Source organism: Desulfosporosinus meridiei DSM 13257 (assembly GCF_000231385.2).
Lineage (GTDB): Bacteria > Bacillota > Desulfitobacteriia > Desulfitobacteriales > Desulfitobacteriaceae > Desulfosporosinus > Desulfosporosinus meridiei.
Map to the genome: position 1 here is coordinate 3,187,158 of NC_018515.1, position 26,081 is coordinate 3,213,238.

A 26,081-nucleotide genomic window follows, 5' to 3' on the forward strand; every position below is an offset into this window, starting at 1 on the left:
CCGTAAGAATCTTTAGTCTTCTAACAGTTCACTACGAAATGCTTTTAAAAATTTCTTGCCAAAGCGATCTTTACCCAGCAGAAAATCATTGGTGATAACCGAGCTCATGATTTTCTTATCCAAAGGATCGAGGATAGCCGCATCCATATCGAAAGCCATGCAAAGGGTAAGGAAGTGTCGATTGATCACCTTCCTTTTCGGGGAATTGAATGAGATATTGCTTAGTCCTGAGACTGTCTTAACCTTTAAGACTCTCTTGATGTCCTCCAGACACTGAAAAAACATTTTAGCATTATTATGACTGACTGCCTGAGGAAGTACCAGGGGATCAATATATAGCTTTTCTAAATCATAGTTATGCTTAGTCAATACCTCAACCAGTCTCTCGGAAAGAACCATTCTTTCTTCCGCTGTTTTGGGTATCCCATCATCATCCAGAGTTAGGCCCACAACAGGACATTGATATTCCAGGACTAGGGGCAGTACTTCCTCAATCCGATTCTTTTCCAGGGAAATCGAGTTGATTAAAACCTTGCTCTTATCTCCCTTGACAGTTTCCAATCCCTTCTTAATAACCGGAGCAGAGGTACTGTCAAGACACAAAGGGGTATCCGTGACATCCTGGACAGTTCGTACAAGCCACTCCATGTTGACAATTTCGTCCCCTTGCGCTGTGTTTAAATCTAAATAGTCAGCCCCAGCAGCCGCTTGTCTGAGAGCCAAATCCTGGATAGCTGCCGCATCTTTGTCATTGATAAGCTGACGTACACTTGGAATAGCGCTGTTTAACTTTTCTCCAATAATCAACATCTTGCTTCAACCCTCCCTACAATCAGTTTCTTACTACCTATAAATCAGTTATATAATATCAACGAGTGCATGAAAGCTTGTTCCGAACTCCTAATTCTCCTTGACTAATAGTTATGTTCTCAAACCTCCTTAGTTCAAAGTAAATTAGCGATTCGTACAGATGTCTATACAAATTATATATTAAATTTTTTTAGATTTTATTACTTATATAAATGTATAGACAGCCATATTTTCTAAATATTATCACAACATTTTTTGGGATTCAATACGGAATTTTGCAAATATTTAGGCCAGTCTCAGAACTCTGAGACTGAACCTTCTTCCACTCCTAGAATTTCGCGGTAAATTCTTAAGGCTTCCGTTACATCGTTGGCATAGAAATCTGCGCCGGTAAATTCTTTAACTTCCTGATTAACAGGATACCCTCCCACGACAACCTTCACCTTGTCTCGCATGCCGGCTTCATCTAAAAGGTCCACGACTCTTTTAATAGAACTGACGCAAAAGGAGATCAAGACACTGATTCCCAAAATCGAGGCGTTAGTTTCGTTAACCGCTTGAATAAATCTCTCAGGTTTTACATCCACACCTAAATCATGAACTTTATACCCCGATGACCTCAATAAGTAAATAATTATATTTTTCCCAAGATCGTGAATATCACCTTCGATAGTTCCCATTACAATGGAAGGCCCCTGAACTGTGTCATTGGTAGGGATATAAGGTTCTAAAACACGCATAACCCCTTTAAGTATTTCTTCCGACATAATCAGATCCGAAAGGTAATAATGACTGTCACTATATTTTTCTCCGACAATTTCTACTCCCCGACGACAAGTTTCAATGATTTCCACCGATGAATAACCGGCTTTAATCCTTTCTTCCACCAGCAGCAGGGTCTTTTCTTCATCTAAATCCGCCATAGCTATTTGTAGTTCGTCTTCCAACCTAAGAGCCCCCCAATTAGCTTAATCTTTTTTATACCAGCCATCATAGCTTGTCAATTTATATCGATCTCCTCGATAAACAGCCTTACTCCAACCCACCGGTTTTAGGTCTGGGTCATAGATCGTCTGCTCTACTAAAAAAACAGGTGAGTTAGGCGCGATACCCAGGATTGCAGCTTCTTCTTCAGTACATACCGAGACTTGCAGAACTTTTTTAGCGCTCATCGGCACATATTCTGTATGTGTCGCTATTAAACCCGGCAGACTCGGATCTTTAAGCTCAGATTCCAGAATAGGCCTGCTCTTAGAGTAGATGGTATATTTCACTTCATAGGAAAGACGTTCGTCCTCTGCGGAAAAAACTGTACGAAAATACAAAAACCGCTTGGATTCTTCCCCCACCTGAAACTTTTCTCTGAGTTCCTTATCTGCGCGAATGATTTTCGCTTCCAAGAGAGTGCTCTTGCAGTTTAAACCACGCTCTTTAATTTCTTGGTTAAAGTCGTTCAGTTCGAAAACAATATTGTCTAATTTAGGTGTTGCCACAAAGGTACCTCGGCCTTGCTGGGCATAGACCATACCTGCTGACACCAATTCGGCAATAGCTCTGCGAACTGTCATTCGGCTAATCTCGAAGCGCAAAGAAATTTCATGCTCCGTCGGCAAAGACTCGCCGGGTTTGAGATCCCCCTTGCGTATTTGCTCCTCAATTAACTTAAATAGTTGATAGTATATCGGTATCACCGAACTCTTATCTATCTTTTCTGCTTGAATCACCCAAAACACCTATTCCTAACTGTAATTGTCTATACATCTCAAACTTTGGCTAATTCTAGCATGCCAATATTTGTCTGTCAATAAGAGGATTTTCTCCATGAACTGGCTAACTAAGCCTAAACATCTAGACTTGGGCAAGCTAAGTTCTCCGGTGGATTCTCCCTCCTTCGCCGCCAAGTGGTGGTAATGAGAATAATCAACACCCGCATTCAGCAGTGGTGGAATGATAAACAGATGTACTCAAATGAATACATCTGTTTTAAGTGAACTCCTTCAATTAAAGCTGAACATAGAGACCTCTTAAAATTCACTGGAATTTGTTGTTCTTGGAAAAGAGATCACATCACGAATATTAGCGATACCGGTTAAATACATGATAACCCGTTCAAAGCCCAGACCATATCCGGCATGGGGCACGCCCCCGTAGCGCCTTAGATCCAGGTACCACCAATAATCTTCGGCCTTTAAGCCTGCTTCTTGCATACGATCTTGCAAGATCTCGATCCGCTCTTCCCGTTGACTCCCGCCAATGATTTCCCCCACACCGGGGACGAGCAGATCCATGGCTGCCACCGTCTTATTGTCCTCATTTAAGCGCATATAAAAGGCCTTGATGCCTTTAGGATAGTCCGTGACGAAAACAGGTTTTTTAAAGATCTTTTCTGTGAGATACCTCTCATGCTCTGTCTGAAGATCCATTCCCCAGCTCACCGGATACTCAAATTTAAAGTCTTCTTTCTCCAACATTTCTACAGCTTCAGTGTAGGTCACATGGGCAAATTCTGAGCTGAGGATGTTTTCCAAGCGTTCAAACAAGGTCTTATCCACAAAATTATTGAAAAAAGCCATTTCCTCGGGAGCATTATCCAAGGCATATTGGATTAAATATTTCATCATTTCTTCAGCTAAATTCATGTTATCCGTCAGATTTGCGAAGGCGATCTCCGGTTCAATCATCCAAAACTCCGCTGCATGCCGGGCCGTGTTGGAATTTTCGGCGCGAAAGGTGGGCCCGAAAGTATAAACATTTCGGAAGGCCATGCAATAGGTCTCTACATTAAGCTGGCCACTTACCGTCAGGCTAGTAGGGCGACCAAAAAAGTCTTTAGAAAAATCAACATTCCCCTCACTATCCTTGGGCGGATTAGCCAGATCCAGAGCCGTTACCTTAAACATTTCACCGGCTCCTTCCGCATCACTGCCGGTGATAATCGGGGTATGTACATAGACAAAGCCTTTTTCCTGAAAGAACTTATGAATCGCATAGGCAATCATTGACCTTAAACGAAAGACAGCCGCAAAGGTATTAGTTCTGGGGCGCAGATGAGCAATCGTCCGCAGATACTCAAAAGTATGCCGCTTTTTTTGGAGTGGGTAATCTGCAGCAGACACAGAAAGAATTTCGATGTTTTCCGCTTTCAACTCAAAGGGTTGTTTTGCTCCCGGTGAGGGGACCAGTTCTCCTTGAACACGAATCGCCGAGCTGATTGTGAGCTTGCCTATCTCCTGGAAGTTGGCAAGACTTTCTTCAAAAACCACTTGAAGGTTCTCAAAAAAACTCCCGTCATTTATCTCAATAAAGCCAAATGTTTTGGACGTACGCACTGTGCGAACCCATCCGGATAATTCTACTTTCTGATTGAGAAAAGGATTCGGCTCTCTGTAAATCTCCTTAACAGTTGTAGATTGCATAGATTACCTCCTGAAGCCATTAATAATCTGAGATTTCCTAATTTACAATTATACCTGATTAAAATCCTAACTTCAAATTACGAACCTCTTACTTTGGGCCTTCAGATCCTCCATCAATCTCCCTAACTCTCTGACACTGGCACCGATGGTACCAATGGTTGCACTCATTTCTTCCGTTGAAGCCGCCATTTCCTCAGAAGCTGCCGCATCTTCTTGACATAGTCCCGCAATTTCAGAAACCGATGAATTGATTGTCTGCCCTAAGCGGATAACTTGCTGAACTTCCGAATCCATTTCGCCGAGTAAGAGAACGACATTTTGTGTCCCTTGAGATATCTCCTCAAATTGCCCTAAAGCGCTCTCACCAATACTTTCCTGTTCCTTGATTAAATAGACCGCTTCTTCTGAGGCTTCCGCGGAGTGCTCTACATTTAAGGTCACTTGATCAATTAATTTTGCTATCTGAGCGGCACTTTTCCTAGACCCTTCAGCTAATAAGCGGACTTCTTCAGCGACAACTGCAAACCCCCGCCCCGCTTCCCCGGCCCGTGCTGCTTCGATAGCCGCATTAAGGGCAAGTAAATTCGTTTGGTCGGAAATCTCAGTGATAATTTGGGTAATACCGCGGATTTCTCCCGTTTGTTCTCTGAGAATTTGACTTCCGGTTTGAATTTTAGCCACTTTATGAGAAAAGGCTCTCATTTTGTCAGCCAGATTTTTCATTATATCTTCCCCACTCATTGTCCGCTCACGAACCTCAGAAGTGCTGTTAGCTATGAATTTCATATGGCGTGCTAAGCGTTGGATACTTGAATTGATACTCTCATATTGAATACTCATCTCACTGGTACGAACGGCAATAGTTTGAGCAGCGCTCGCTACCTGACCAACACTTTTAGCCAACTGATCTGTCCCTTGAGAAGTTAATTCGACAGCCTCAGAAATCTCTTGCCTAGAATCTTCTACCAGGCTTACAGCATGATTAATCGAAGAACATACTTCTTTGGTGTTTTCCAGCATCTTTTTCATAGCTATGGCCAAGGTTTCTAATTCTCCGTACCAATTTGTTTTAATCTCCATTTTCAAATTACCCGTCGCTAAGGTTCTAGCATCATTGGTTAACTGCAGGAGAGGTTTGGTGAGAGTTAAGGAGACTAGATACCCTGCACAGATTCCCAGGGCCAGAACTATCAGGCCAATCGTCAAAACCGAACTCTTGAGTGCTCTTAAGTCTTTTAGCACTGCCTCCCGGGAAACTACGGTCTTGATATACCCTTTTACATCCCCCCTGTAGTCACGGAAAGGAATAAGGGAAACATTATAGTGGTTATCCTCACTCACGGAAAAACGTGCTTCTCCCTCCCTCAGAGCCGTTAAAGTACTTTCAGGTATTGAAAAATTGTCTGCCCCAGTACCGGCCAGTAATCCCCCATTTTCTTTGACATTTTTGATCATGGAGGTTGAAGGATCAAGGAGATAGATATAATATTCACCTGGGTTTTTCTTTTGCAAAGCTTTTAAGAAATCTTGCCCGAAATCCATGCCATATTCCACAGTACCTACCCATTGTTCTTGATACTTGACCGGTACAACAACTCGAAATCCGTATCCTTCCACCCCTTCTTCAAGTCCTTCCACAATCTTATGTTCACTATTGGCTGCCACTACCGTAGGCCGAATTTTGGAAAGGTCGTCTCCAAATTTTCGAGGTGAATGCGCTCTATAGAATGAAGTTGCCGGGGCGAGGTGAAACTGAAGTTGACTAAACCCCTCTTTTTTGATCTCGTCAAACACGGGTTGAACAAGACGGGCGACAGTAGCTCGGTCTCCTTCTGCTAAGGCCTTGGCGACATCAGGGTTCATTGTCACGGATAGGACCGAGGATTTTGCCCGAGCCATACGATCTGCAAATTCATCGTTGATTCCTTGCTCTACAAGTTTTTGAGTTTGCAGCTCACTGGTTTTGAGGAGCTTCTCGGCATTCCAAAGGCTAGCCCCAGATAAGGCTGCTACGATAAAAATAATTACCATTCCTGCGACGAGAGTAATACGTGTTTTTATGGACATAGAACCTTTGACCCCTTTTGACATATAAATCCTCCCAGCTGCTAGCTTAATCCAAATCTGCACAATATCTTCCAGCTGTAAAACAACAACCCCTAGAAATAATTAACCTCGAAGAGAAATATATCTTCTCTTCGAGGTTTACATTTCATTATTGTTCAATACGTCTAAACTACTAAAGCACCCCTTTCCATAGACTTACAATTTGCTTTAAATTTAAACATTAAACTCAATATTTTCCTCCTATTTTATACTACAGGTTCTAAAAGATATGATATTTGACTGACACTTTTTATGTCAGCTTTATGACCGGAGGATTTAAGCGAGTAACCCGGGACATTATCAACAGCTTAATAGCTCTAATAGTTTTTCCTCAGTCAAATTCTCTTCCGAATAAAGGGGAATATTATGTTCTTGCAATAAGGCTGCTGTCACACCCTGGCCGGGAATTATTACATGTCCGAAGCTCCCGTCATATATATGATTCACTCCACAAGAGGGGCTGCGCTCTTTAAGTATAGCGGCAGTAACCTTAAACAGCTCCGTGATCTTCAACACTTCATTGGCCCCTTTAATAAATTGTCCCGTCACCATTTCTCCGGACTCTCCTTGAATAAGGCTGGCCCCCCTGAGGACATCCCGCCCTGTGCCCTTAATAATCTCCACAGGTTCACGGGGAGTTGGCAAACCACCAAGTTGTTCCGGGCAAACCGGGATAAACCGACCTAAGGTGCTGTATTTCTGAATCAGAGCATGGAGATTTGACTCTCCGTTATACTTCGTATTCAGCCCCAGTAAACAAGCACTCACCAGAATCATAGGTACATCTATCTCCTTCACTGTTAAATCTCCTATCTCTAAGCTCACTGCTCTACATCAATCCCCGCCATCTTTATCAGATACATAGCATTGCGGGTCGTGGAAATTCCCGGGCGCAGTTTATAATCAAAATATATCTCATCATCCTTATAATACTCACGGAAATGATAGTTGCGGATTTTCCGCTCACTATCCCTTTCCAAGTCTCCTAGTTCTAAGTCGTGAGTGGAGACCATGCCCATGGCCCCTGCCTTACTTAATTGTTGAATCAACACCTTAGCCCCGGCGTGACGATCTTGGGAATTAGTGCCTTTGAAAATCTCATCTAATAGAAAAAAGATGTTTGTCTGGGTCTTCGCTGCACTGACGATCTGTTTAATTCTTAACAATTCTGCGTAGAAGGATGAGATGCTCTTTCCTAAATTATCACTGACCCGCATGCAGGTATACATCTGCAGCACCGAACAGGAAAAGGCCTGGGCACAGACAGGTGCTCCAGCATAAGCCAAGACTAAATTGATTCCTACAGTTCTCAGCAAGGTACTTTTACCGGACATATTCGAGCCGGTAATTAACAAAATTCCGGAATCTTTTTGAATTGCCAGGTCATTACAAATCGATCCACTTAAAAGCGGGTGTCCTATTCTTTTAGCATTAATACCCGGCTCAGGGGAGATCTTGGGCACTCCCCATTCCGGATGATCAAAATGAATGATCGCCAGACTAGACATAGCCTCTAATTCAGCAATGGTATCTAACCAAGTTCCCAGTGACCGACCTGATTTTTCTTTCCAGGATTCTAAGGCGATCATACACTGGATATCCCAAAGGGTTAGGATGTTAACGATTAAAAAAACCGCATTCTCTCGGTTAGCTATTAAGTCTGCGATACCTGAGAGTTTTCTAATCTGTTCATAGGCCGGCTTACTGTCAGAATCATAGAGGCCTTTCTTCAGACCCTTGAGATAATCAGCGTGAAAGGAGCGTTTTTCGAAACGTTCCAGCATTTTCTCATAAGTCTTAATACTTTCTTTATAAGAATAAACCGCATTCAGGGCCTTGCCTCGCTGCTTTCCGGCAAAGAGTATCAGGGACTGAACTATGATACCTGCCAGTGGATAATGGAATGTGACCTGGGGAGTTATTAAATACAACAGCACAAAGCTGATTGTGATGATGGGTAAAGCCCGAGCCCATATTAACACACTGGTTCTCAGATATGAGGAATCGACATTTTTAGCCCATTCAATAATACCCTGAGGGGATTTCAGCGGACCTTTAGCCATTTTCGCCTCTGCCAGAAACCTTTGTCTCCAAGTCAAATTACCCGCAAGCTCTTTGATCGCCTCTTGCTTAGTTAAAATAGTTTCTCCATCAGAGGGGACTGCACTCAAGGACTCTCGGAGCTTTTCCCGCCCTCGAAAAGTCATCGCTGTATTTATCCATTGAAAAAGCGAGTTTGAGCCAAAAAGGTCTAGGTCTTCTGAAAAGGGATGGGCCGGATCCCGAAAATCTTCCCCGGAATCCGGAAAGGACTTCCATTCTCCTGCCAAACGTTCTAAGGACTGCTCATAGTTTTCAAAGAGCATCCGGATATACCGTTGTCGTAATCTTAAGCTCTGGTGCCACAGAACCAGCCCCATAAAAACCACCAGGGTGAAAAGACCGGCTATGTACCCTAGGGTGTGACTATAGCTTAGATACAGAAATACACTTAGACCCAGACCCACTAAAGAAAACCCTAGTCTTAGATTACTTAAGCGGTTAATCAACTGAGTCAAATTCTCCAATTTATCTCCATAGAACTTCCTTCGTCGTTGGTATTGTTCCTTTGGCCCTCTCAAATAACTTCCCTCCACCTCTAAAGTACCTGGTTAATTTTGGTTCAGATATTAATATACCTTATTCTGCTTGGCAATGCCAAACCCCTTCCTTCAGATTAGTTGTTTTATGGGGATATTGTGCATAAGCCCTTTGAGGCGGGTGGCTTCGTCCTTTTCAGAGTAGTTATCCGCAGGAGTTTGTAGTAAGATAATTAATTAGATCAGAGGATATATTGATGACATAATTGATACTTTTTGGGAGGCGCTATAACGATGACACAAAACATACCCGGTATTCCTGTTTCAGAGCAGGAAAATCTTCGAATTAATAAACTATCTACAGCTTTACTGGCACTTGACTCCCTGGCAATCTACAGAGGATTATTGGAGGATGTAGTGATAAGTCGGCTTAGAGCCTTACTTATCAGTTTAACTTCAGATTCTACTGAGCTGAGAGAAGTTATTAACTTATATAACGATTTCTACTTTGAATTAGCCAAAAGCGGTACTATATCCCTGAAGGAATATATTACTGATAAAATAATCTTTGCTGAGAATCTATTCACCTCAAAACTTCAATCAGGGCAGACTCCGGAAACCTCTGCAATCGAAAAAGCAGTCGTACAAGATTTGCAGGAGCTGCAGCTTCTGGCAAATCTTGATTCAAAAGAGTTTAAGGCAGAAATTAATCAGCGTTTAAATAATCCGGCCTATAATTCTTACGTCGAGAAACTGCCAGAATGGATATCTGAGGGTCAGGCTGCCCAAACTCCCCTTCATATTCAGCAAATCAAGGAGAGTTTTTACCGTTCTAAACACTGGGCTGAATGTCTGGAGGAGCTTAAGCAATTCTACCAACATAATGGCAGTGGGGTATTCGCCCGTTATATCGCCTTTGTCTGGGAAAAAACTAATGGACAAGGCTATCTAAAAGGAATAGAAAGTCCGGATCCAATTACGTTAAACGATTTGATAGATTACCAAAGCGAGCGTTCTCGTGTCATTGAGAACACCCTGCAATTTTTGCAGGGTGTCCCATCTAACAATGTTCTCCTTTATGGGGATAGAGGTACCGGAAAGTCCTCCACAGTCAAAGCCATACTCAATCATTATCATACCCAAGGGCTGCGCATGGTGGAGGTTCCTAAAGCCTACCTGGCAGATTTCCCGCTGATTATTCGACATCTGAAGCATAGATCTCAAAAGTTCATTATCTTTATTGACGACTTAGTCTTTGGGGATAACGAGGAAAACTACACTTCTCTCAAGGCAGTGCTGGAGGGCGGTCTGGAAAGCAAAACCCCCAACATTCTAATCTATGCCACTTCCAACCGCAGGCATCTGGTTAAGGAGTATTTTGGTGAAAGGGCCGGCTTGCATTCGGGTAATCATTATGAAGAAGTCCATGCCGGAGATAGCATGCAGGAAAAGCTTTCCCTGGCCGATCGTTTTGGGATAAATGTAGTCTTCTCTTCTCCCGATCAAAACCGTTATCTCAAAATAGTTGAAGGGATTGCCGCCAACAGAAACCTAAACATTGACAAGGAACGCTTACAGAAAGAAGCTCTTCAGTGGGCACTATGGTATAATGGCCGTTCCGCAAGAACTGCGCGACAATTTGTGGATTGGATTGCAGGACGGGAAATCTTGAATACCTAGGATCACTAACGAGAGCGTTTCTCCAGGCCCAACAAATCCTCCACCCGTTCATTCATATACTTATAAGAATCCGCAATTCCTATATTATAAATGTAGGGGCCAATGTTATTGAGAATAAAATCAAGCAGAAGTTCGGCACCTAAATTGCCAAGTTCCTCATCTCTCTCCTTGGAGAAATATCGCTTAAGATCCTCAACCAGTTGTTCTCTGATATCTTTATTTAGTTCGATCTCCATTTTCTTCATACTATAAAACACTCCTTTTCTAATAATCAAGGCCTTTTCGTTTTTAAATTCCGATACACTCACTTCTATAAGTGAGTGTTCCTCATTCTGCTTGAATAGTGGGTAAGTCCCCACTGAAGTCGCGTTGTTCAACTTTATAAAATGCATAAAAACCTTAAAATTGGATGATAATGTAAACATCTCGGAAAGGAGGTATATCAATGGACGATTACTTTGATAACCTTGACAGTACTGAAATCAACCTAAAATACTTCACGGAACAACATGGGCAAATTTATGATGCCTATGAGAAATACGGTCAATTAATCCATAAAGATGGCGGCCCCTTAGATGAAAAAACCTGCTGGCTGATCAAAGTAGCACTTTCCACGGAGTGTCAGTACCCCAGAGCTCTGCGAACACACATTTTAAAAGCTATACGCAGCGGCTGTACTAAAGAGGAAATTGAACACGCCATTCTCCTGGTGGCTCCCAGCGCCGGTTTCCCCAGGACAATGCAAGGAATTCTGATTCTAAGAAACTTATTAAACGAAGTTGAGGGGCATTCTGTTCACTAGTTCATTTTAATTATAACAACAGCATTTATCTATTCAGAAATATGTATTAAGATCTAACGCTTAACATAGCCCTCTGCCTTTAAGGAAAGAGGGCTAATTATATTTTTGCTCCCGTTGGGTATTACCCACATATTTCCTTTAACCTATTCTTTACCTATACCTTATTGTAATTAAATGATATACTATATTCTTAAGCAAAGACAAATTTATTAAAAAGGAACGATTAATAATGATTAGTACCAGTGGATTGACGTTAAGATTCGGTAAACGGGCATTATTTGAAGATGTTAACGTAAAATTCCTTCCCGGAAACTGTTATGGCTTGATTGGAGCTAATGGTGCCGGAAAATCTACTTTCTTGAAGATTCTTTCCGGAGAAATAGATTCTACCAGCGGTGAAGTTATAATAACACCTGGGGAACGTATTGGAGTTTTAAAGCAAGATCACTTTGAATTTGAAGAATTTGAAGTACTAACAACGGTTATTATGGGACATACAAAATTATATCAGATCATGGAAGAGAAAGATGCCCTCTATGCCAAACCTGATTTTTCTGAAGAAGACGGGATACGGGCCTCCATTTTAGAAGGGGATTTCGCAGAACTGAATGGTTGGCAAGCAGAGTCTGAAGCCTCGGAATTATTAATGGGTTTAGGAATTAATAAAGAACTGCAAAGCAGTAAAATGAAGGAACTTAGTGGTAATGAAAAGGTTCGCGTTTTACTGGCCCAGGCTCTTTTTGGCAATCCCAACATTCTGTTGCTCGATGAGCCTACCAACCATCTCGACCTTCAATCCATTAACTGGTTGGAAAATTTCCTCTATAATTACGAGAATACCGTCATCGTTGTCTCTCACGACCGGCATTTCTTAAACAAAGTATGTACCCATATTGCCGACATTGATTTCGGTAAAATTCAACTTTATGTTGGAAACTATGATTTTTGGTATGAATCCAGTCAATTAGCTCTGAGATTAATGCGAGAATCCAACAAAAAGAAAGAAGATAAAATTGAGGAACTGCAGAGGTTTATTCAGCGCTTCAGTTCAAACGCCTCTAAAGCCAAGCAAGCAACCTCCCGTAAAAAGCAACTGGAAAAGTTAACATTAGAGGATATCAAACCCTCCTCACGTAAATACCCTTATATCGCTTTCACTCCGGACAGAGAAGCCGGTAATAATATTTTAGATGTCAAGAATTTAACAGTTACCATTGACGGAGAAAAAGTCCTGGACAACATCTCCTTCCTTGTCAACAAGGGAGACAAGATTGCCTTTGTCGGCCCCAATGGTGTCGCTAAAACTACCTTGTTCAAGGTGCTTATGGGTGAGATCACACCTGACAGCGGGGAATTCAGCTGGGGAATTACCACAACTCAAGCTTATCTGCCATTGGATAACTCCTCATATTTTGAAACAGATCTTAACTTAGTGGATTGGTTAAGACAATTCTCCAAAGATCCTGATGAATCGTTTGTCCGGGGGTTCCTGGGCAGAATGCTGTTTTCCGGAGATGAATCTTTGAAAAAGGCCAGTGTCTTATCCGGAGGAGAAAAAGTCCGCTGTATGCTCTCCCGCATGATGCTCAGCGGTTCAAACGTTCTTATCTTTGATGAACCAACTAACCATTTAGACATGGAATCCATCACGGCCCTCAACAATTCCTTGACCAACATTGACAGCAATATTTTATTCGTATCGCAAGATCATCAGTTTGTCCAAACTATTGCTACTCGCATCATTGAAATCACCCCTAAAGGATTGATTGATCGTCAATTAACCTTTGATGAGTACCTGGAAAATGCGGATGTTCTAGCTTTGCGCGAGGAAATGTACAGCTAATTTCTCAAAAATTTTTAGAAAAATATTGTGATTTTGAATTTATCATTTGACTTCTGCTCATTTTTTGGTATACTAAACGAAGCTCGTAAAAACTAGTGGATTTAAGCAAACCTTCTCCTATTACCTAAGTTTCCGGGAAGAAGTTGGTGAACTTGCCATGAAGCGCGGGTAATAATTATTTGGAGGTTTTTTTATTATGTTTAATGACAAAGTATTGAATTGCAAAGACTGCGGACGGGATTTCGAATTCACTGCATCAGAACAAGAGTTTTATGCAGAAAAAGGATTCACTAACGAACCAGGACGTTGCCCTGAGTGCCGTGCAGCTAAAAAAGCTCAGAACAGAAACAATGGTGGTGGCGGATATGGCCGTCAACAACGTGAAATGTTCCCAGCTATCTGCGCAACTTGCGGGAAAGAAACAACTGTTCCTTTCCAACCATCAGGTGACAAACCAGTTTATTGCCGCGATTGCTACCAACCACGTACACGCAGCAATTGGTAATCACACCAATTAGTTAATTTAAACCTTCTCAGACTTTCGTCTGAGAAGGTTTTTTAATTTGGCAAAGTATCTAGCGCAGCTTTTATAGAATACGGACAATGTAAAACTTAGGTCTGTAGACATTTTGCATTTGATATTTAAACTTCCTTAGTCGTTTTCGTCAAATCTTAAAAAGAGGGAAAACGAAATCTTTAAAACTGCCCTACAAACTTAATCTGAAACTAATTTCTTTTTTCAAGATAATAACTGGGAGCATCGTACTTACATAACCTTATTACGATGCCCCCAGTTTTGACTTCACTAAGCTAATAGGCTATTTGATTGACTACTGTATAATCACTGGACAGTAGCTGACGCCGAAGAGTCAGTAGTGGAGCTGGAATCAGGCGCTTTCTTTCCGCCCCACATCCGGCCGTCATGACCTCCACGCTTCCCCATCATTCCCATTTCACCCGGTACAAATGTGCCATTTTTCAAAGCCTCTTTTTGCACCTCCAGTTGAGCTTGGGCAGCATCACTCCAAGTCTTGATCTGTTCCTCTGTCAATTTGCCGTTGGTTTTCATGGCCTCAATTTGAGCAGTTAAACGAGCTTGAGCAGCTTCACTCCAGGCCGCAAGTTCTTCGTCAGTCATAGGTTCACCATTTTTGAACTTCATAACCTTATCGCGCATTTCCGGATGTTTACCAGCCATACCTGGACCAAAAACTTTACCTTCTGCTAAGGCTTTATCGCTTGCTTCTTGATGTTTGTCAATAAACCCCTTCAGGGCCTCTGCCTGTTCAGCAGTCCTAAGCCCAGCTTCCACTTCTTTGTCGACAATTTGCTTCTGGATTCCAAACATTTGCTGAGTTAAGCTCTTAATTTCATCGAGCTTCGCTGAATCCGTTGCTCCAAAAGCTGCTGTGGCCCCTCCTGCTATCAACACTGCACTTAGAACTCCAACAACAAGTTTCTTTTTCATACAATTCCTCCTTCATAATAGGTTCCGATCTTAAGTATGTAACTCCAGAATCGGTACACTCTTATGATATCCACTCAATATGGAAAATTTGTGAATTGAATTTTAAGAAGTTGTGTGCTTGAGGTAAAGATAATGTAGTCACATGGGATAATTAATTACTAGCCTAGCTTAGTATAGTTTAACGATGACTAATATCATAACGCCTTAGTTTTTCATAAAGCCAAGAGCGGGAAATTCCTAAGAGTCTGGCCACCTCAGATTTATTGCCCTTCATTATAAGAAGAGCTTGTTCCAAGGTTTCCTTATCCAAATGTTCGTGGACACTCTCTAAGTTCCATTCCTTCTTCAAGGGAAAAGCATCTTCTTGTTTTTCTTCCCTTAAGTAAAAAGGCAGATCCGTTAATTCCAACAACTCTCCGGAGGCAAAATTCACTGCCCGTTCAATCACATTTTTTAATTCACGGACATTCCCTGGCCAACGATGATTAACAAGAATTTTTTGCACCTCGGGAGTAACCCCTGAGATTTGTTTACCAAAATCTTGATTGAGCTTTTCTAAAAATACATGTACAAGAGGAATTATATCTTCGGGGCGATCACGAATCGGGATGAGTCGAAAGGAAATTACATTCAGGCGGTAGTAAAGATCGCTACGAAATTCACCACTCGCAACCTTCTGCTGAAGCTCCTTGTTAGTCGCTGTAATAATTCTGATATCAACCTTCACCGCTTCATTACTCCCTACAGGCTCAAAGCAGCGATCCTCCAGCACCCTTAGGAGCTTGCTCTGAAGATTTAGAGACATATCTCCGATCTCATCCAAAAAGAGTGTCCCACCGTTGGCAGTTGCAAACTTTCCCAACTTACCTCCCTTTTGAGCCCCAGTAAAAGCCCCGTTAGCATACCCGAAGAATTCAGACTCCAAAAGATTCTCTGGCACTGCCGCGCAATTCACCTTAACATAGGGGCCATTTCGATAAGGGCTGGCCTGGTGGATAGCTTCCGCAAAAAGTTCCTTGCCTGTGCCACTTTCTCCCGTCAGTAAAATCGTAGAGTTCCCTCGAGCAGCAATTTCAGCCTCATTCTTCAATCGGCGCAGGTCTTGACTAACTGTCACGATCTGATTAAAGGTAACCGGCAGCCTGGTCGACCCTACCCGTTCTTTATAGAAATTTAGCTCCTGATCCATTTGTGCTAACCTCTGCGCAACATCCTTAACTTCCTCCAGCTTTTGAAAAATTATTTTCCCCACTGCTCCGATAATCTTGCCTTGACGCACAATCGGCATGCGGGAAACTATGTAAGGCCGGCCATTTATAACTTGGATTTCATTAGTCTCTGCCATGCCTGTTTTTAAGGTTCTCATTAATCGAGTGTTCTCCATCACCTGTTCAATAGGTTGTTGCAGGAGCTCCTTTTCTCTCTTGCCAAAAAACTGGCAGGCTGCTTCATTAACTAAAGTAATTTTACCTTGGTCGTCCACTACAAATATTGCTTCATAAGCAATGTTGGTGACTGTGAGCAGTGTCTCATATAAACGCTTCGTAGCATCCAGTTCCAGAGCAACTTGGTCAAAATCCGTCAGAGCTTGGAATACGATGACTGCTCCTGCCAGCTCCCCTATAGGACTAATATTACATAATACCTTAACCTGATTCATTTCCGTTTGAACTCCTACGAGATGTTGCGACTTTATAATTACATCTCTCAGATCTAAGCCCGGAAAGGCATTGGATAGTTTAAGCCCCTGGATAGGCTCCTTAAGTTTAAGTATCTTCTCTCCCGAGGGGTTTATCTGTTGTATACAGTTATGTCGATCTACGACAATAATTCCGTTAGGCATAGCTTGATAGACTGTGTTCAGCTGGGTGGCAAGCTTTTCTGCTTCTTTAAATAAGGCCAGGATCATGTCTACCTTCGTAAAAATCCCCAGTGCTTTCCCCTCTTTGTCCACGACCACACCAGTGCCCACCAAGGTTTGTTTCGCCCGTTGTTCAACCTCTTGGTAGGGAGCGTCAACTCCAACTGTCACAACTTGAGTGTTAAAGTGTCCTTCAATCAGTTCCGAGGTGTCCACCCCGGCTAAGAAGGCATCTAATACATTTGCTTTAGTAAAGATCCCAATCAGAAGACCCGCTTCATCGACTACCGGCAGAGCATCAAGCTTAGTCCAGCGCAAAAGTTCTACTCCTTGCCTTAGACTATCTTTCAGATGAAGGCTCGGTACATCTCGGGTCATCATATCACGCATCAACATTAGGCTCACCTCTCGCCAAAAAATTCTTATAATTTAATTACTGCAGATGTCCCGAACCTGCTAATATCTCCGTAGTATTCGCGCTAGGCAAGACTTATTCCTTCATTTTCAGAACATTCATTCTTCACTGGCTAATAGCTTGATCACATCCTTGATACCTCAAAACATATACTTCATGCCCCGTACGAAATCCGCGTTTCGTTGGGAGGAACCCCAATAAGGTTATGGCTATAGTCTTCCAACCTTATAACTATATGAATAGCAGCAACCTAGATGTCTAAGTTGCTGCTATTTTGAAACTAGCATTTTGCTAAGAATTTATAATCTTCTTTTATCACCAAGACTCATAAAGCTACTTGTTAAACCCTTCTATTTAGGCTGCATGCGAATAGCTCCATCCAGACGAATCGTCGTCCCATTGAGCATAGGATTCTCCAGGATGCTTCTTACCAGGAGTGCATACTCTTCCGGATAGCCTAATCTTGAGGGGAAGGGGATCATGGAACCCAGGGACTTTCGAGCATCCTCGGGCAAAGAATCAAACATGGGAGTTTCAAAAAGACCCGGAGCAATGGTCAGCACGCGAATACCATGAGCAGCCATTTCTCGGGCTATGGGCAAGGTCATCCCTACAATTCCTCCCTTCGAAGCACTGTAAGCCGCCTGCCCGATTTGCCCTTCATAGGCGGCTACGGAAGCCGTGCAGATTATCACACCCCTCTCTCCCCCAGCGTTAGGTTCATTGCCGACCATCTGGGCCGCAGCCAGCCGAATGACGTTAAAGCTTCCTATCAAATTTACCTGCAGGGTTTTAGAGAAGCTCTCTAAAGTATGAGTCCCCCTCTTACTGATGACCTTTTCAGCAGTTGCGATGCCTGCACAATTTACCACGACATTTAGATAGCCAAACATCTCAACCGTCTTAGCTAAGGCCATTTCCACACTCTCAGGATTACTGACATCCATTTTCTGAAATAGAGCATTGCCGCCTAATTCAGAGGCCAACTTTTCTCCTCGTTCTACCGCCAAGTCGAGAATCATAGCCTTGCCTCCATCATTGACAACTCGTCGAACTGTTGCTTCACCCAGGCCGGAAGCACCTCCCGTGACAAAGGCCACGACTTGTTTCAAATTCATAAATAACTCACCGCCCTCAATACTTTATCAACAGCTTAATCCAATCGCTCGATAATTGTGGCATTGGCCATACCATGTCCTTCACACATGACCTGCAGCCCATAGCGTCCACCTGTTCGTTCCAGTTCGTGGATCAGGGTGGTCATAAGGCGTGCTCCGCTGGCTCCCAGCGGATGACCTAGGGCAATAGCTCCTCCATTGGGATTAAGCTTCTGCGGATCAGCTCCCGTGTCTATCAGCCAAGCTAAAGGAATTGCAGCAAATGCCTCATTCACCTCAAAAATATCAATGTCCGAGAGGCTGAGACCGGCTTTGGCCAGTATCTTTGCTGTAGCCGGAATGGGCCCTGTAAGCATTAGAGTCGGATCGGATCCTACTACACTTCTGGCCAGAATCCTGAAACGAGGCTTTAGCCCTAATGCCAAAGCTTTTTCACGAGACATGACAAGTACTGCTGCTGCTCCATCTGAAATCTGACTGGCATTACCGGCGGTAACTTGCCCATTTTCTAAAAAGGGAGATTTTAAACCGGCCAGTTTCTCTAAGCTTGTATCCCGTCTAGGGCCCTCATCTGTGTTAAATATCTTCTCGCTGCCATCCGGTAAAACCACCTTAATAGGCATTATCTCCCGTTCAAACCGGCCTGCTTCTTGAGCCTTAACTGCCTTGCTATGGCTTTCTAAAGAAAACTCATCCATTTGTTGGCGGCTAATCCCCCATTTTTGGGCAATTCGTTCCGTAGAGAGGCCTTGATTAATAATCTCATAGCGCGAGGTAAGCTCTGGGGATAAATCCGTCCCTTTGACATTGGAGCCCATAGGAACTCGCGACATATTTTCCACACCTGCCGCCACCACAATATCCATATCTCCGGCTAAAATTGCTTGAGCAGCAAAATGGACTGCCTGTTGACTGGATCCACACTGACGATCAATTGTCACCCCGGGTACATGTAAGGGATAATCAGCAATCAAGGCTGCCTGCCTTCCGATACAAAAACCTTGCTCCCCAACTTGAGTAACACAGCCCATAACCACATCCTCGACTAAAGCCGAATCCACTCCTGCCCGCTTCACAACTTCTCTCAACACCATACCTGCCAAATCTTCCGAGCGAAGGCTGCTCAATAATCCCTTTCTTCGACCTATGGGGGTTCTCACCGCTTCAATGATCACTGCTTCTCTCACTGTTTTTACCACCCTTCTTATATTCACTGTGTCCTCTCGTCCCTATTCTTTAAGGGGGAGGAAACACCTCAGACGTAATATTCGAATTTTCTGTTAATCACACACTGAACATTGCAATTACTGTGCCACTCAAGATCAGAGCCCCTATTTCAAGTGAACGACTAATTTCATCAGCTTGCCCCTTGTCCTTTGCCAATCCGCAGTTGTCCTGAATGACGGACAGTTGACAACACACTGCACACCTTTCCGGAGAATTATCATTCAGAAATCAGGAAAATGGGCTTAGGTGCACTGGCACATAAATTGCAATATTCGGAAATTAAAAGGAGGTCTCTCAAGTGGATTTTGAACTATCTGAAGAGCAACAAGCCTTCCAAAGCCTTGCTTACAAATTTGCCCTGAAGGAATTTCCACCCTTCGCCCAAGAATGTGATCGCGAGGAAAAATACCCTCGAGAAGTCTGGCAAAAAGCCTGTGAAGCCGGGCTGGTGGGAATTGCTATTCCAGAAGAATATGGCGGCCCAGGAGGAGGCTGGATTGAAACAGCTTTAATCACAGAACAACTATCTCGGGTAGATTTGGGCCTTGGCCTAGCCGCTGTTGCAGCAACTTTCGGAGCAGAAAACATCATAAATTATGGCAGCGAAGAGCAGAAGAAGACCTATCTCCCCTTACTGCCGGCCGGGAAGGCAATTTTCGCCGGGGCCTATACCGAGCCAAACGCCGGGAGCGATGTGGCAGGAACCTCAACTCGCGCTGTTAAAGATGGTTCAGACTATATCATTAATGGCAGCAAAACCTTTATTACCAACGGAACAATTTGTGACTACATGGTGGCCCTATGCGTCACAAACCCTGACTCACCGAAAAAAACTCAGCGTCACAGTTTAATAATTGTTGATGCCAACAGCCCGGGGATTACTCGAATGAAAATCCACGGCAAGATGGGAATTCGTGCCTCGGATACAGCTGAAATCACCTTTGAAGATGTCCGAGTTCCTCAAGCCAATCTTGTCGGTAAAGAAGGAAATGGCTTTTACCAACTAATGCACTTCTTTGATCAGACCCGCATCATGGTTGCCTCTCAAGGGCTTGGTTTAGCTCAAGGGGCCTTAGATTTAGCCTTAAAATATGTTCAAGAACGCAAGACCTTTGGTGTCCCTCTGGCTGCTAACCAAGCCATCCAGTTCCAACTGGCCGAGATGGCAACACGAATAGAATTAGCCAGGAACATAATTTATAAGGCCGCTTGGAAGGCGGATAATGGACAGCTGGATCCTGCACTTAATGCCATGGCCAAATTCTATTCCGGTGAAACCGCAGTCTGGGTTACTGACAAAGCTTTACAAATGCATGGCGGCTATGGTTATATCGACGAATATGATATTCAACGTTTTTATCGCGATGCTAAGATTTTAGAAATTTATGAAGGTGCCAAGGAGATCGAGAAAATTACCATTGCCAAACGCTTGTTTTAAGACTTTCTTCTGGTCTGGAAGCAGAAAAGCGGAAAACCCACTTATATAATTGGTATCTCAAAATTGATGAAAAACTCCCTGTTAATAATTAAAGTGAGGCTATTGGATTATTAAAAAACCAATAGCCTCACTTAATATACACAATTCAGCCTAGAGTTCGAGTTTTCCTGATCCTCAAACCGCCGGTTAACTCGCTAAAATATTTTGACCTAAGAGTTAGGGCACATACTTAAAATCTATCGATGCTATGAACTTTGTCAAGTCCTTTGACAAATCACATATCCTACCACTGTTTAAGAAATTGCCATACTTATCAAACAAGACTTTAATGATCGGACGACTGGGGTAGCTTTTTTGAACCTTTATTACCGTGCCGACCTCTCCGGTGTTTAAGGTGACAATTGAACCTTTGGGATAAAGTACTAAACATTGCAGAAAGCTCTTAACGATATTTTCATTAAAATCTTCACCCGAACCGGCAATGATTAATTCTAAGGCATAATAGGGTGGCAGCCCTTTTCTATAGGGGCGATCACTAATCAGAGCATCAAACACATCTGAAACTGCAACTACTTGCGCGTTAATAGTAATCGCCTGCTGACTTACTCCATCAGGATAACCATGGCCATTCCAGCGCTCATGGTGGTGTCTAATAATTGAAAGCACCTCAGCGGATAAATCCGCCTCTTTAAGCATCTCCTCACCGATAAGGGGATGCTTCTTTATAATCTCTAATTCCTTAGCCGTCAATTCTGAGGGCTTATTCAAAATCTCAGGAGGTATTGATCCTTTACCTATATCATGCAACAACGCACCTAGGGTTAAATCTCTTAGGGTTTGTCCGGCAAAACCGATTTGCATCCCTATAAGTGTGGCTAAAATTGCCACGTTCACGGAGTGGATGTAGGTATCGTCATCGAACTGACGAAACTTATTTAGATCTATGTATACTTGATCGGCTCCTTCCAGCTCATGGATAATCTTATCCACAGCAGATAAGGTCTTATACAAATGATCGACACTAAAAAGACACATATTTTCAAAAACTTCTCTTATGTTACCCACAATATCTTGGTATTCAGATTCATCAAATTTGTAGGTTTTATTACACCTTTGAGATTTATTCAGCTTATATTTTAAGGTGTAAAGCTTGCGTTTCCGGAGAAGTTCTAGAATATTCGCTGTGATAGGCTTGCCTTTAGATAACAAAAGTATTCCTTGTTTATCAAACAAATCAAGCGAAGAAAGCTCTCCAACTTGGAATATTGCCGTCGATAAAGGTTCCAAATAAGTTATCAAAACCACAATTCCTCCTAAAAACAAAAAAAGCTGACATAATTCAGCGAAACTTCTTATCTATTCGATAACCCGGCTGTCTTCACACATGTGTAAGACCCGTGGCTTTGCGTCCTCAGTTCTCACTGAGTTTGCCTTTATCGCAGAATTACGATATTGATATTACCTAAGTACTACGTACATAGGTCTTTGTACCTAATATATCATACTACATATACAAATTATATACTTTTTTCTTAAAACTTCCCTCATTTTACCTTCAATAACCGAATTTCTACATAAATATTCTTAATTATATTAAAGATAAAATTTTAATCTTCAGGGAATTAAGTGTGTAAAATTAACTATGCCGCCGCAAGTTAATTTTACACAGCCTACCGTATCTGCCACTGAATCAGGCTAAAGCTCCTTTCTCAACCTAGGATCCAAAAAGTCCCTTAAGCTGTCCCCTATGAAATTCGTTCCTACTGCCATTGTGAGAATCGCTAAGCCAGGAAAAGTCCCAATCCACCAATAGTTAAAATTCAATACGCCATCGGCAACCATTGCTCCCCATTCCGGAGTGGGGGGAGGAGAACCTAACCCTAAAAAGCTCAAGCCCGAAAAAAGAAGAATCGCATTGCCAAAATCCAGAGTTGCCAAGACTAAAACCGGTCCAACGCTATTGGGGAGAATCTCGTTAAAAAATATTCTAAAATGGGAGGCACCCAGGGATTTGGCCGCTTCCACATACTCATTCTCTTTGTTGGCAATAACCATACTGCGCATTACTCGAGCATAGTTAGGCCACCAAATGATCGCCATTGCCAACAGAGTATTATACAGGCTGGGACCTAAGGCAGCTGCGATAGTCATAGCTAAAATAATACCGGGGAAGGCCATGACCATTTCTGAGATTCTCATCATGATTTCATCAGTAAGTCCACCAATATAGCCGGCAATACCGCCATAGATCATTCCAACAAAGGACGCCAGAATAATAGTCGCCAGTCCGGCAATCAGAGAGATGCGGCTGCCCATCAATACACGACTAAAAACATCTCGGCCGATGCTGTCCGTACCAAACCAATGAAGACTGCTGGGGGCTTGAAAGCGATGGGCCAGATCTTGGGCCAAATAGTTATAAGGGGTAATCAAGGGCGCCACCAGAGCAATTACAATCCACAAAGAACATACAATTATCCCTATCGAAAACAGAAAGTTGTTTTTCATAATTCGCAGCAGCATATTAATGATACCTCACTCTGGGGTCAAGAATTCCATAAAGAATGTCCACGAGCAAATTAATCACAACATAGTTAATGGAAATCAAGATTGATACCCCAATGATAGCAGGAAAATCCAAATTCCCTGCTGCCTTATAGGCATATTGCCCGATACCAGGCCAGGCAAATATCGTTTCTACTAACACCATACCACCTAGAAGGTTGCCAAACCCTATACCTATGACCGTAACAACAGGAATTAAGGCATTTCCTAAGGCATGACGCATGATAATCATTTTTTCCGTCAGACCTTTTGCCCTTGCCGTACGAATGAAATCTAAGGACATAACTTCCAGCAGACTGGAACGAGTTGTACGAGTAATCAAGCCCATGGTAAAAGAGCCCAAGACCAACCCGGGTAAAAGCAAATGCCATAAAGCATCCCTGGCCAAACTCCAATTTCCAGCCAGAAGAGCGTCAATAACGTAAAGGTGAGTCACTTCAACGGGCGGCTTCAGATAAGGGCTTATTCGCCCAGGGCCTGGAGCTATTCCAAAATGTACATAAAACAGCAGTAAGAACATAAGTCCCAACCAAAAACTAGGTACAGATACTCCTAAAACAGAAATACCCCTAATCAGTTGATCCATTGCGCTATTGCGCTTAATGGCCGAAATAATTCCAAACAGCATACCAAAAATAATGGCAATAATAATTGAGAAAATCGCTAATTCAATAGTGGCGGGAAAATAGTCCTGCAAATCATCCAGTACCGGCCGCTGAGTTCTGATAGAGGTACCTAAATCACCCTGAACCAAATTGCCGACATAGATAAAATATTGAGTGTACAAGGGTTTATCCATCCCCCACTTGGCTTTAAAAGCCTCTACCATTTCAGGGTTATCAATATTTCTCTGACTTAAATTGGCCAAAACCGGGTCACTGGGCACTGAGTGAGAAATGACAAAGACAACCAGGGAAACTCCTATGACCAGGAACACTAAGAAAAACAATCTTCTTGCTATATACTTGAGAAGTCCCAACGATATTCACCCCCTCAGGCCTGTTCAATCAAACTAACTTCTAGGGAGGGCAGATGCGATATGCATCTGCCCTCTAGGTTATTATTTTGCTGAAACATTTTTTAAATTTATTTTGTAGAGATCAATATAGTCTGTACCTTTGATGTTATCACGAGTTGCGTAATGACGAGCATGCTGGAGTAAGACATCAAAGGCACTATCTTCATCCATCATTTTTTGAATATCTTCAAGGTTCTTGATGCGGGCAGCTTTGTCTACCTCTACCGCTGCTTTCTTACCCAATTCTACTAATTTAGGATTCATTTCAGCTGTCCAATTAGCACGCAGACCTACGGGGTTCCCGGGTAAAAACGCTAATTGAGTGTTTGGATCCGGATAGTCAGGGCCCCAATACCAAAGGGACAAGGCCTGAGTGCCTTTACGATAGGGGTCCAGGGCTACCATAATATCAGAGGTTTTGATTTCTGTTTCAATACCTATTTGCAGCAAATCGTTCTGGATCTTTTGAGCCAAGGTCGGTAAATCCATACCCTCAACTGCCAAAGTAGCTACTTCCAAGGTAGTCTTAAAGCCTTTTTCATAACCGGCTTTTTTCATTAACTCTTTCGCCTTCTCGATATCTTGAGCAGTTTTGGGATCTCGTGGAGGCAGAGTTCCTAAAAATCCGACTTGGAAGGGCGCTACAGGTGTTATCGAACCTTCACCGGCTATTGTCTGCATTCCTCGATAGTCTAAGGCTAAGCGAATTGCCTTTTGCACATCCGGGTTAGCAATCGGGCCGCCAACTTTAGGATCCCTGTTCATCAATAAAAAGGTTAGGGTCATTGATTGGGCTTTCTTAATTTCAATCCCCGGTTTGTTTTGAATTTGCTTAACATGTTCAGGTCCTAAATTAAAGGCAATATCGATATCTCCTTTTTCCAGCATCATTAATTGGGTTCCGGGATCAGAAATTGCTTTTAAAACAACCTTATCGTAATAGGGAGCTTCTCCCCAATAATTCTTATTCCGAGCTAAGACCACTTCCACTTTAGGAGTGTAAGATTCAATCACGTAAGGACCTGATCCGGCAGAGTGGGTATCAAACCACAGTTTGGCCTTATCAGAGGTACTGGCGTCTGCGGCATTAGTTGCCCCATTCTCCATAGCCAATTTGCTGTCAATAACACCAAAGGCATTATAGGTCAATTTAGTTAAGAAGGATGCGTCTTGCTCCTTCAGGTTAAAAACAACAGTATTCTGATCCGGAGTCTCGATGGATTTAATTCCATCTGTTAAGAAGGCCCCATTTCCCTTTAGGTTAATCGATCTCTCCACGCTCCACTTAACATCTTGAGCAGAAAGAGGATTGCCGCTGGCAAACTTTACTCCCTTATGAAGCTTAAAGGTATAGGTTAGACCATCCTTGCTGACCTCATGGCTTTCCGCAATACCATCAATAGGGGCATCCAGATTATCCTCAAACTGCATCAAGGTATCATAAACGGGATGCAGGACTAGTAAAGCGTATACCTCGTAGGCCAGACCCGGATCAAAGGTTTCATAATCAGGATCCAGGGCCATAATCAACTGTTTGGTACCATCCGAGCCTTCAGGCTTAGTTGCAGCATCCTTACTGCCGCCACATCCTACAACAAAGAGTAATACACAGGTCAGTAGAGCGACCAAAACTCTAAGGTTCTTTCTCACTATTTTCCTCCCCTTTCAAATCATAGTTTGGATATAACAATCCCTGCAAGTAAGTACGAGTAACATTAAAGTTCGAATATCCCTC

General features: G+C 42.8%; 21 protein-coding genes and 1 riboswitch. Of the genes, 5 read left to right on the forward strand and 16 right to left on the reverse strand.

What is annotated here, in order from left to right; genetic code table 11:
• Window positions 1-12: 12 nt before the first annotated feature.
• The 7 genes from DESMER_RS14695 to DESMER_RS14725 form a co-directional block, all read right to left on the reverse strand.
• Window positions 13-810: a methyltetrahydrofolate--corrinoid methyltransferase gene (locus tag DESMER_RS14695; RefSeq protein WP_014903848.1), complete on the reverse strand. Its 798-nt coding sequence runs from the start codon at window positions 808-810 to the stop codon at window positions 13-15.
• Window positions 811-1,106: 296 nt separating this feature from the next.
• The gene (locus DESMER_RS14700) at window positions 1,107-1,757 is read right to left on the reverse strand and encodes a cobalamin B12-binding domain-containing protein (RefSeq protein WP_014903849.1); all 651 of its coding nucleotides are present in this window, start codon (window positions 1,755-1,757) and stop codon (window positions 1,107-1,109) included.
• A gap of 21 nt (window positions 1,758-1,778) precedes the next feature.
• Window positions 1,779-2,534 carry a GntR family transcriptional regulator gene (locus tag DESMER_RS14705; protein WP_014903850.1) on the reverse strand — a complete coding sequence of 252 codons (756 nt, stop codon included), beginning with the start codon at window positions 2,532-2,534 and terminating at the stop codon, window positions 1,779-1,781.
• Between the two features lie 300 nt (window positions 2,535-2,834).
• Window positions 2,835-4,226, reverse strand: a complete 1,392-nt coding sequence (gene asnS, locus DESMER_RS14710) for an asparagine--tRNA ligase (RefSeq protein WP_014903851.1) — start codon at window positions 4,224-4,226, stop codon at window positions 2,835-2,837.
• 72 nt (window positions 4,227-4,298) lie between these two features.
• Window positions 4,299-6,317: a methyl-accepting chemotaxis protein gene (locus tag DESMER_RS14715; RefSeq protein WP_014903852.1), complete on the reverse strand. Its 2,019-nt coding sequence runs from the start codon at window positions 6,315-6,317 to the stop codon at window positions 4,299-4,301.
• 315 nt (window positions 6,318-6,632) lie between these two features.
• Window positions 6,633-7,109: a 2-thiouracil desulfurase family protein gene (locus DESMER_RS14720; protein WP_042334591.1), complete on the reverse strand. Its 477-nt coding sequence runs from the start codon at window positions 7,107-7,109 to the stop codon at window positions 6,633-6,635.
• Between the two features lie 44 nt (window positions 7,110-7,153).
• A complete protein-coding gene (locus tag DESMER_RS14725) occupies window positions 7,154-8,953 on the reverse strand; it encodes a MutS family DNA mismatch repair protein (RefSeq protein ID WP_014903854.1) in 1,800 nt (599 codons plus the stop codon).
• A gap of 252 nt (window positions 8,954-9,205) precedes the next feature.
• Here DESMER_RS14725 and DESMER_RS14730 point away from each other — a divergent pair, with 252 nt between their 5' ends.
• Entirely contained in the window at window positions 9,206-10,591 is a 1,386-nt protein-coding gene (locus DESMER_RS14730; RefSeq protein WP_014903855.1) for an ATP-binding protein, read from the forward strand.
• A gap of 5 nt (window positions 10,592-10,596) precedes the next feature.
• Here the strand turns inward: DESMER_RS14730 and DESMER_RS14735 are convergent, their stop codons facing one another.
• On the reverse strand, window positions 10,597-10,836 hold the full coding sequence (locus tag DESMER_RS14735) for a DUF2164 domain-containing protein (protein WP_042333823.1): 240 nt from the start codon (window positions 10,834-10,836) through the stop codon (window positions 10,597-10,599).
• A gap of 200 nt (window positions 10,837-11,036) precedes the next feature.
• Between DESMER_RS14735 and DESMER_RS14740 the strand changes: the two genes are divergently transcribed.
• The 3 genes from DESMER_RS14740 to DESMER_RS14750 all read left to right on the forward strand — a co-directional run bounded on the left by DESMER_RS14740 (window position 11,037) and on the right by DESMER_RS14750 (window position 13,741).
• The gene (locus DESMER_RS14740; RefSeq protein ID WP_014903857.1) at window positions 11,037-11,393 is read left to right on the forward strand and encodes a carboxymuconolactone decarboxylase family protein; all 357 of its coding nucleotides are present in this window, start codon (window positions 11,037-11,039) and stop codon (window positions 11,391-11,393) included.
• A gap of 229 nt (window positions 11,394-11,622) precedes the next feature.
• On the forward strand, window positions 11,623-13,236 hold the full coding sequence (locus tag DESMER_RS14745; RefSeq protein WP_014903858.1) for an ABC-F family ATP-binding cassette domain-containing protein: 1,614 nt from the start codon (window positions 11,623-11,625) through the stop codon (window positions 13,234-13,236).
• 196 nt (window positions 13,237-13,432) lie between these two features.
• Window positions 13,433-13,741, forward strand: a complete 309-nt coding sequence (locus DESMER_RS14750) for a zinc-ribbon domain containing protein (RefSeq protein ID WP_014903859.1) — start codon at window positions 13,433-13,435, stop codon at window positions 13,739-13,741.
• A 336-nt stretch (window positions 13,742-14,077) separates the two neighbouring features.
• On the opposite strand, the gene DESMER_RS14755 is transcribed toward DESMER_RS14750, so the two are convergent.
• From DESMER_RS14755 to DESMER_RS14770, 4 genes are all read right to left on the reverse strand, one after another.
• Window positions 14,078-14,704, reverse strand: a complete 627-nt coding sequence (locus DESMER_RS14755; protein WP_014903860.1) for a DUF2680 domain-containing protein — start codon at window positions 14,702-14,704, stop codon at window positions 14,078-14,080.
• Between the two features lie 178 nt (window positions 14,705-14,882).
• Entirely contained in the window at window positions 14,883-16,961 is a 2,079-nt protein-coding gene (locus DESMER_RS14760; RefSeq protein WP_014903861.1) for a sigma-54-dependent Fis family transcriptional regulator, read from the reverse strand.
• A gap of 369 nt (window positions 16,962-17,330) precedes the next feature.
• Window positions 17,331-18,098, reverse strand: a complete 768-nt coding sequence (locus DESMER_RS14765; RefSeq protein ID WP_014903862.1) for a 3-hydroxyacyl-CoA dehydrogenase — start codon at window positions 18,096-18,098, stop codon at window positions 17,331-17,333.
• Window positions 18,099-18,133: 35 nt separating this feature from the next.
• A complete protein-coding gene (locus DESMER_RS14770; protein ID WP_014903863.1) occupies window positions 18,134-19,285 on the reverse strand; it encodes a thiolase family protein in 1,152 nt (383 codons plus the stop codon).
• 338 nt (window positions 19,286-19,623) lie between these two features.
• Between DESMER_RS14770 and DESMER_RS14775 the strand changes: the two genes are divergently transcribed.
• Complete coding sequence (locus tag DESMER_RS14775; protein ID WP_014903864.1) at window positions 19,624-20,763, forward strand: acyl-CoA dehydrogenase family protein; 1,140 nt, start codon at window positions 19,624-19,626, stop codon at window positions 20,761-20,763.
• A gap of 216 nt (window positions 20,764-20,979) precedes the next feature.
• Here the strand turns inward: DESMER_RS14775 and DESMER_RS14780 are convergent, their stop codons facing one another.
• The 4 genes from DESMER_RS14780 to DESMER_RS14795 form a co-directional block, all read right to left on the reverse strand.
• Entirely contained in the window at window positions 20,980-22,068 is a 1,089-nt protein-coding gene (locus DESMER_RS14780) for an HD-GYP domain-containing protein (protein ID WP_014903865.1), read from the reverse strand.
• A gap of 54 nt (window positions 22,069-22,122) precedes the next feature.
• A riboswitch (cyclic di-GMP riboswitch) is annotated at window positions 22,123-22,205 on the reverse strand.
• Between the two features lie 253 nt (window positions 22,206-22,458).
• Window positions 22,459-23,286 carry an ABC transporter permease gene (locus DESMER_RS14785; protein WP_014903866.1) on the reverse strand — a complete coding sequence of 276 codons (828 nt, stop codon included), beginning with the start codon at window positions 23,284-23,286 and terminating at the stop codon, window positions 22,459-22,461.
• Window position 23,287: 1 nt separating this feature from the next.
• A complete protein-coding gene (locus tag DESMER_RS14790; protein WP_014903867.1) occupies window positions 23,288-24,307 on the reverse strand; it encodes an ABC transporter permease in 1,020 nt (339 codons plus the stop codon).
• Between the two features lie 81 nt (window positions 24,308-24,388).
• On the reverse strand, window positions 24,389-25,996 hold the full coding sequence (locus DESMER_RS14795) for an ABC transporter substrate-binding protein (RefSeq protein ID WP_014903868.1): 1,608 nt from the start codon (window positions 25,994-25,996) through the stop codon (window positions 24,389-24,391).
• Window positions 25,997-26,081 lie beyond the last annotated feature (85 nt).

Excerpts from the sequence above, each read along its gene's own strand:
- DESMER_RS14695 (WP_014903848.1), bottom strand. The coding sequence starts at position 810 with ATGTTGATTATTGGAGAAAAGTTAAACAGCGCTATTCCAAGTGTACGT.
- asnS (WP_014903851.1), bottom strand. The coding sequence starts at position 4,226 with ATGCAATCTACAACTGTTAAGGAGATTTACAGAGAGCCGAATCCTTTT.
- DESMER_RS14715 (WP_014903852.1), bottom strand. The coding sequence starts at position 6,317 with ATGTCAAAAGGGGTCAAAGGTTCTATGTCCATAAAAACACGTATTACT.
- DESMER_RS14720 (WP_042334591.1), bottom strand. The coding sequence starts at position 7,109 with ATGATTCTGGTGAGTGCTTGTTTACTGGGGCTGAATACGAAGTATAAC.
- DESMER_RS14730 (WP_014903855.1), top strand. The coding sequence starts at position 9,206 with ATGACACAAAACATACCCGGTATTCCTGTTTCAGAGCAGGAAAATCTT.
- DESMER_RS14735 (WP_042333823.1), bottom strand. The coding sequence starts at position 10,836 with ATGAAGAAAATGGAGATCGAACTAAATAAAGATATCAGAGAACAACTG.
- DESMER_RS14740 (WP_014903857.1), top strand. The coding sequence starts at position 11,037 with ATGGACGATTACTTTGATAACCTTGACAGTACTGAAATCAACCTAAAA.
- DESMER_RS14745 (WP_014903858.1), top strand. The coding sequence starts at position 11,623 with ATGATTAGTACCAGTGGATTGACGTTAAGATTCGGTAAACGGGCATTA.
- DESMER_RS14750 (WP_014903859.1), top strand. The coding sequence starts at position 13,433 with ATGTTTAATGACAAAGTATTGAATTGCAAAGACTGCGGACGGGATTTC.
- DESMER_RS14755 (WP_014903860.1), bottom strand. The coding sequence starts at position 14,704 with ATGAAAAAGAAACTTGTTGTTGGAGTTCTAAGTGCAGTGTTGATAGCA.
- DESMER_RS14760 (WP_014903861.1), bottom strand. The coding sequence starts at position 16,961 with ATGTTGATGCGTGATATGATGACCCGAGATGTACCGAGCCTTCATCTG.
- DESMER_RS14765 (WP_014903862.1), bottom strand. The coding sequence starts at position 18,098 with ATGAATTTGAAACAAGTCGTGGCCTTTGTCACGGGAGGTGCTTCCGGC.
- DESMER_RS14785 (WP_014903866.1), bottom strand. The coding sequence starts at position 23,286 with ATGCTGCTGCGAATTATGAAAAACAACTTTCTGTTTTCGATAGGGATA.